Here is a 7,222-nt window from a genome sequence, read left to right as displayed (position 1 = left end):
TTTCTACTTGATGGCTGCATAAATTGATGAGTGAAGTTGAGAAGTCCATTTCATCGTTTTTTAGGTCTTATTTAGCGACAAGTCTAATATTTGGGCCTTTGACATACAAAGATTGGCGTCGATGTTATTCGTGCTAATGCTGGTGTGGGAGCTAGCCTGACACCAGACAAAGTAGAACTATTTGACCAGGAACTGGTGGCATTATTCCAAACAAACTATCCTACACCTAAGCTCCAGGTTCATCATCGAGTTTGGGTTGCGATCGCTTCTCTTGTCTACGATAAACTGCGCTAACGAGACGCTTTAAGAGCAGGGTAGCTCGCCGTAGGCATCGCATGGAGCTTTTATGAGAATATCACGTTCAATAATTGCAACCGTCGGTTGCCTCTAACCCACCCCTAATAATGATTATTATTACTTTACAAATAGATGTTTAATTTTCTGAAATAACTATGGGATATAGATTCTGATACATTCTACTTTTATTTTTACTCATCAATATTTAGATGCGTTTGCCCTGCTTTAGCGCCCGATCTGCCTGTGCTTTCAGTTGCAATCGAACAAGGCTAATTATCTGAGAAATTCAAGAGCTAATTCCTAACACCTTCCCTTCAAAAGCTTTACCCTTCAACATTCTATTCCAGTAAATATAGGGGAAGCCATATTTTTTTAGCAGCCACATACTGTACCGCTCTTTAGTTGGATCAATTGGAAATGTGGGGTAAAGCTTGTTGTCATAACCAAATTCTGCAAGTACTACCTTGCCGTATCCTGTAGTTATTGGACAACAAGTATAGCCGTTGTATTTTTTATTGAGATTTTTTGAGTCCATCAAAGCTAGTAAGTTATCAACAACGACTGGCGCTTGTTTTCTCACAGCTGCTGCTGTTTTTGATGTTGGCAGAGAAGCCGCGTCGCCCAGACTAAAAACGTTAGGGTAGACATTGTGCTGTAGCGTGTATTTGTTTACATTAACCCAGCCTTGACCAGCTCCATCTGATACAGCTAATTTGCTCTGTTTGATAAAGTCAGGTGCGCTCATAGGTGGCGTAACATGGAGTAAGTCGTATTGGATAGCTATTTCTTCAACACCAGAGTCTGTTGATACATCAAAAATCGCTGTTTTGGCATCAGCTTTGATTTCTTTGAGATTGTGTTTGTATCTCACCTCTATCTGTTTACGCTCTACTACAGAAAGCAGCGTTTCCGCGAATTCTTTTACACTGAAAATCACCCCCGTAGCTGTGCAAAACATGACTTTTGACTGATGGCGAACCCCTTGTTTACTAAAGGCATCATCAGCCAAATACATAATTTTCTGTGGCGCTCCTCCACATTTAACCGGAGTATTAGGGTAAGTGAATATAGCATTACCACCTTTGAAGTTCTTGATGACTTCCCAAGTGTAAGGGGCGTATTGATAAGCATAATTACTGCAAACGCCATTTTGCCCAATTGTTTCTTTTAGCCCTTTAATTAAATGCCAATCAATTTGAAGACCTGGAGCTAAAACCAGATATTCATAACAAATACGTTTTCCTTCCCTAGTAATTACTGTATTATTGTCCGGGTCTAAGTGAGCTACAGAGTCTTTGAGCCAAGTAGCACTATCAGGGATATAGTCTTTTTCATCTCTAACTGTATCCTCAGCTTTGTAAACACCGCCGCCAACTAGTGTCCAAGCTGGTTGGTAGTAGTGCTTGTCTCTTGGTTCAATAATGGCAACATCAAGCTGCTTATTTTTTTCCAGCAGTTGGGCGGCGACTGTGATGCCTGCGGCTCCACCCCCAACGATTACAATTTGATGCTGCACGCTCACTGTATCACTTGGAATGGCTGATTCGCGTTCTATTGGCTTAACTAGTGCAGACATAATACTTTTCTCTTCGTTAGAAGCTACAAACAAAATATTGAGCTAACGGTTTAACCAAGAGAACCTACGTTACCGCAACGTTTGTTAGCAGGAACGGCTTCCATCATTTTTTTGGGTTTCGGTAGATCCAAGTTGGTCATAAGCTCAATAAAGCTAGCGCGATCGCGAAGCATCTCTGTCCCACGTAGCTGTGCCGCAGGCTCACAAGATTTGCGTTCTGCAAATCGCGGATTCCATCGCCTCTCTTCCCCAATTGTAGATACTGTATAACCTTGATAATCGTGACCAGGATATACAAGGGTTTCGTCTGGTAATGTAAATAGCCGTTGTGTCACCGAGTCATATAAAGTTCCCGCATCACCGCTTTGAAAATCTGTCCGCCCACAACCTCGAATGAATAAAGCATCTCCTGTGAGAACCCGAAGCTCCTTTGAAGCCGCTTCGCTAATGCCATTGACTAGGTAAGCCATATGGCTATCAGTGTGACCTGGTGTGGCGATCGCCTGGATGGTAATGCTTCCTATGTACAATATTTCTCCATCTCGAATAAACTGATTAGCGCAGTCTGCCTGAGCATTTTCTGGCAGTACCCCCAGGCAAAAAGTCAATGAGCGTAGTTTTGCAGCTCCTGTGATGTGGTCTGCGTGGATATGGGTTTCCAAACAATACCGGAGTGTAAAGCCAAGCTCTTGGAGAAGATGATGGTCACGTTCAACTTGTTCCAAAACTGGATCGACCAGAATTGCTTCTTGTGTATTGAGGTCAGCAATTAGGTAAGTATAAGTACAGGATTCGCGGTCGAGTAATTGCCGAAAAAACATCTATAGCTCTCCTAATGGACTAATCAATGCAATTGACTTCCAGTGAATTCTGTTGCGGCGGAGATATTAATACAGTTAAGTTTAACTAGTTTCCCACCCAGTAAACTGTTCTTTATGGACTAAACCAGCACTTTATCAAAATTGCTTTCGCCTGTAGTGGAAGCTTGAGTCAAACTAAAGACAATAAGTAATGACATTGATGTCTTTGATCCGAATGGTCAAAAAATTAATACTAATATTTCTGTCAATGGCAAACAGATTATTATAGATTTACCTCAATACCTTCGCCAAAAAAAGAGTATGAAGAGAGAGGACCGATGTAGTAGAGTTGTTATCTTCCACAACGACAACTCAAAAGCTACAAGCAGCCCATGTTCGACATCCTACCACTATGGAAGATGCTTCCTACCGCAGATCAAAGTTAAGACGATGCGCCAAATGAACCAGATCATCATGGCAATGTTGGCCATTCATGGGAGAGTGACAATGCTGGGAATCTCTCGTTGGGCTGGCACAGGAGGTAGTTACCACACTGTGTATCGGTTCTTTCATACTGTCATCCCCTGAGCAACGCTGTTTTGGCTGTTCTTCCGCCAGCATCTGTTCCGTGCAAATGAGGTGTATTTACTTGCAGGCGATGAAGTTGTAGTTACCAAAGCAGGTAAACAGACTTACGGGCTGGATAGGTTTTTTTCAAGCCTGTATGGTAAGCCTGTGTCCGGGTTATCTTTCTTTACATTATCGTTGATAAGTATTCAGCAAAGACACTCGTATCCAATTCGGATTAAGCAGGTAATAAAAAGCGAAGTCGAAAAATCGAAACAATTAGTTGAAAAGTCCCCGAAATTAAAAGACAAACATGGTCGTGGACGACCAAAAGGTAGTAAGAACAAAAATAAAGCTCAAGTCACTCTAACACCAGAACTTTTGCGGATCAAAAGCATGATTAGTGCTTTATTTGAGTTACTGGTGGGCAAAATTGGTCTAACTTATCTGGTACTCGACGGTCACTTTGGCAACCATAATGCTTTACAGATGGCGAGACTTACTGGCTTACATCTAATTTCAAAGTTGCGTTGTGACTCGGCACTATACTTGCCTTATCAAAACCCTGGTGCAGAGCGTTGTTCTCGCCGTAAATATGGGAATAAACTTGACTATAACCCATATTCCATTCACTTACCTGTGCAATAGCAATATTGATGGGGATATTCAAACTAACATTTATCAAATTCAACTCCTCCACAAAGAATTTGCCTGTCCTCTAAACGTGGTAATTCGGCTGTTGACCAACCTCAAAACGCAAGCTCACTCCCATGTCATTCTGTTTTCGAGCGACTTAGATTTGTCCTACGAGCAATTAATCGACTACTACAAACTACGCTTTCACTCTTCTGACTTTTCCCGTTAAGTCTCTTTTGCAAGCTGCCAACCCTCACAAAGGTCGTGTAATTTTAACCAACCTCGCCACAGTACCTGGATACCAATAGGTGTTTTGCTTCGATGTTCGAGATAGCCGCCAAGCCGAGCAACAGCTTCAACAGCCCAACTAACAGTTAGTACCTTGGGCAGTTTGGGAGATTTAGCTTTTAAAATTCTCAGTTCTAGAGGATTCAGAATTTCAATGGCGGGGGCTGAAGGCTGAGTGCGGTGTAGATAAGTCAACTGCAACAGTTCTACAGCAATTACACTCAAAAAACCAACTAAGGTTTTCGTACCCTCAGCAGCAAGTCTGTATCGTTCCACCTGACATCCAGACTTAAAAATTTTATGATACTCTTCAACCCGCCAACGATACGTATACCAGCGTAAAATCAGAGAAGCTGTCTGGATATCTGCAACAACTTCCGTGGTAAGCAACATCCATTCTACTGGTGTTTCACGTTCAGGACAATCAATTTCCGTGGCATAAACAGCATATACGGGTAGAGGCTCACGGTTATCAAAACGATAGGGAGTACGGAGATTTATCGGACAAAATCGTACAGCCAACTTGGTTTTACGGGCAGAACGCTGACTAGTCGCAGGTAATTCGATTTCCTGTTCAAAGCTGGTAGGTTGTGCAAGGAGCTTTGACCAAAGACGCTCACTCTCGGAATCTAAACTGCGGTTATGAGCCGCGCGAACAAGAACTCCGGTGTGCTGAAGTTGGCGAACTTTATCGAAAACTTCTGTGATATCACCTTCTCGGTCGAAAACATGAACCACTTGCGTGTGCTTACTTGCAAGGTTTTCTACAGTGGTGAGTGCTTCTACCCACCTGTAAGATTCTTTTTGTTCAAAGGGGCGATTTCGTGTTTCTTTTCGGGCTGCTGCCTGTCGTTTTTTCTTCTGTGTGGGGGTTTCATCTTTTGGTGGCTTCTGTTTTGGCTCTCGATTCCACAGTTTTTGCCACAACAGACCTATGGATTGACCATTTATCGGTTCTATAGCTAAAGCACTGTGTAATATTAAACCGTTACCTCCCTTACCAATTGGGCCGTAACCTTCTTTTTTAGCCTCAATACTGCCATAATCAAGAAAAGTCGTGTCTCCGACACACAGCACTACCTCCCATTCTGCAACAGTTTCCGCCGTCATTTGACAGTGCGGCTCAATCACTCTTGAAAATTCCACTTTTGGGTTGGCAAAAACTCATAAGCTCTCTTGAGTACTTTTCCACTACTGAAGATTTCTGACAGTGCTTTGCCAAATCCAAGACTTAGAGCATAACCTATCGACATTGCACGCTCATTTAATCTGCGGTAAGCGTAGCCATGCCGTCAGGCTTATCGCCTAGCTCACAAGTCGCAAAATTTTTCTCCCACCAGTCCAGCATCACTTGTTACCTTTAGCACTCGATTTCAATTACTGTACCGTATATGCTGTGCTGTTTCCTAAATCCTTTGTGAGCAAGCTTTTCAAGACTTAACGGGAAAAGTCAGTTTCACTCTTGTGTTCAATTTCTGTGATGCCAAACAATTTTGGGGTTTGGAAGATTTCATGACCAAGAGCCAAACAGCAGTGACTAACGCGGCAAATCTTTCATTTTTTATGATTAATTTTTCCCATCATCTTCTGGCTAATTTCCGTCACAGTAACCCCGAATGCGGCATTGTTGACCTCAAGGCTCATTGTCACGGCTTTCAATATGTCCGTGAAACCATAAAAATGCTTCCTCAAAAACCTGAGCCTATTTTATTGACTCAGATTTTCCGCAAGCTCACAGGTTTGGGTCGTATTCACCCTGTTCCGGTCAGTGTTCAAGCTTCGTAAATTGACGAAGGTATTGCAATATCAAATAAAATTTGCATAGTACCTCGATAGCCAATCTTGGTAAATTGACCATGATTTAAGCGGTCAAAAATGGGAATCCCTTGACGATAGAGAGGAATTTTTATGCATTGAGCGATCGCCACTCCATGAGAGTTGGTAATTAGTAAATCAGACCCAGCCGCCAGTTGCTCAAAGTCTTCCAAATCGCCGATAGTAACGCTATAAATCGGAAGTTTTTCTAGCAGAGGAAAGCGTGTTGTTGTCACTGCTGAGTGAATCTGAACTCCTAGCGATCGCAAAAAAGAAACTGTTGACCAAAGTAAATCTGGTTCCAGCGCCAAAGAAACTCGCTTGCAACCAAAGTAAAAATGATTCTCCAACATCATATATTGTAACTGACGGCGTTGACGGCGGTATTTCTCTGGTACGCTGACACCACTGATATCCGCCAATGCTTGCAGGAATTTATCTACTGGTGCTAGCCCCGTCAATTCACCAAATACCTCATAAGGTATATTGAATCTCTGACCACGGGGCTGGCTGGTATACTTGCTCCCACACAGGGTTGTAAAAAGCGGCATACAGTTCTCGTGCTACCTCTAAGATTCCTATATAGCCCGCATAGGCATGATTGCGTTCTTGATTAATATCTAGAAATGGAATCCTAGCAGTGAGAGATGTGTCTTGATAGTGTTTATCAGCAATTAACATATCAGCTTGATTTTCATTAATTATCTGTAAAATTTCTTGAGGGGTATTTTGTTCTAAAATTATGCCATCTTGCTCCAACAAACTTTTGACTCTAATTTTATCCTCCTCAGTATTATCCTTGGTACTAATAGCAATAACTTCCATCCCCAATTTCTTAGCAGCAAAGATAATCAACCAACTTTTAAAACTTCCAATAAAAAGGATAATGCGCTTACCTTGCAATCGGGTAATATACAGAGCTAATTTTTCATCTATTGCAGCAGTTTCTTCTACAATTAACTTTTCTGTACGTTCCTGCAAATCAGAACTACCTAACTTTGCAGCAATATTTCTTAGACATTGATTGATTAACTCTATACCATAAATAGACTCTTCAATATAGGGAATACCATATTTTTTTTCCATCCCTTTTGCCACGTTGATTAGTGCTTTGGAGGAGAGTATGACGTTAAGTTGGGCACGATGAGCATAGCAAACTTCTTTGTAGACAGCATCGCCTGTAATTTTTAGACATCAATCGGGTGCTGAAAGAAGACCGCCTGGTGAGGGCATTTACTGGACT

The 7,222-nt window shown here is 42.0% G+C and carries 4 protein-coding genes and 4 pseudogenes; 3 read left to right on the top strand and 5 right to left on the bottom strand.

What is annotated here, in order from left to right; genetic code table 11:
- Positions 1 to 144: 144 nt before the first annotated feature.
- Entirely contained in the window at positions 145 to 294 is a 150-nt protein-coding gene (locus tag ACFE90_RS34155) for a hypothetical protein (protein WP_375506719.1), read from the top strand.
- A 289-nt stretch (positions 295 to 583) separates the two neighbouring features.
- On the opposite strand, the gene ACFE90_RS34150 is transcribed toward ACFE90_RS34155, so the two are convergent.
- Complete coding sequence (locus tag ACFE90_RS34150) at positions 584 to 1,873, bottom strand: FAD-dependent oxidoreductase (protein WP_375506718.1); 1,290 nt, start codon at positions 1,871 to 1,873, stop codon at positions 584 to 586.
- A 50-nt stretch (positions 1,874 to 1,923) separates the two neighbouring features.
- A complete protein-coding gene (locus ACFE90_RS34145) occupies positions 1,924 to 2,694 on the bottom strand; it encodes an MBL fold metallo-hydrolase (protein WP_375506717.1) in 771 nt (256 codons plus the stop codon).
- A gap of 371 nt (positions 2,695 to 3,065) precedes the next feature.
- Here ACFE90_RS34145 and ACFE90_RS34140 point away from each other — a divergent pair.
- A pseudogene (locus ACFE90_RS34140) lies at positions 3,066 to 4,081 on the top strand (transposase); the annotation flags it as partial.
- Positions 4,082 to 4,101: 20 nt separating this feature from the next.
- On the opposite strand, the gene ACFE90_RS34135 reads toward ACFE90_RS34140, so the two are convergent.
- Complete coding sequence (locus ACFE90_RS34135) at positions 4,102 to 5,274, bottom strand: IS4 family transposase (protein ID WP_375506720.1); 1,173 nt, start codon at positions 5,272 to 5,274, stop codon at positions 4,102 to 4,104.
- Positions 5,275 to 5,610: 336 nt separating this feature from the next.
- Between ACFE90_RS34135 and ACFE90_RS34130 the strand changes: the two are divergent.
- A pseudogene (locus ACFE90_RS34130) lies at positions 5,611 to 5,949 on the top strand (IS4 family transposase); the annotation flags it as partial.
- Here ACFE90_RS34130 and ACFE90_RS34125 read toward each other — a convergent pair.
- Positions 5,937 to 6,476 (bottom strand): annotated as a pseudogene (locus tag ACFE90_RS34125) (nitrogenase component 1); the annotation flags it as partial. The pseudogenes ACFE90_RS34130 and ACFE90_RS34125 sit on opposite strands and share 13 nt — an antisense overlap.
- Positions 6,454 to 7,167 (bottom strand): annotated as a pseudogene (locus ACFE90_RS34120) (nitrogenase component 1); the annotation flags it as partial. The pseudogenes ACFE90_RS34125 and ACFE90_RS34120, both read right to left, overlap by 23 nt.
- Positions 7,168 to 7,222 lie beyond the last annotated feature (55 nt).

It is taken from the genome of uncultured Nostoc sp. (assembly GCF_964245445.1).
Taxonomy (GTDB): Bacteria; Cyanobacteriota; Cyanobacteriia; order Cyanobacteriales; family Nostocaceae; genus Nostoc.
This window is presented reverse-complemented; position numbering and strand designations above follow the sequence as displayed.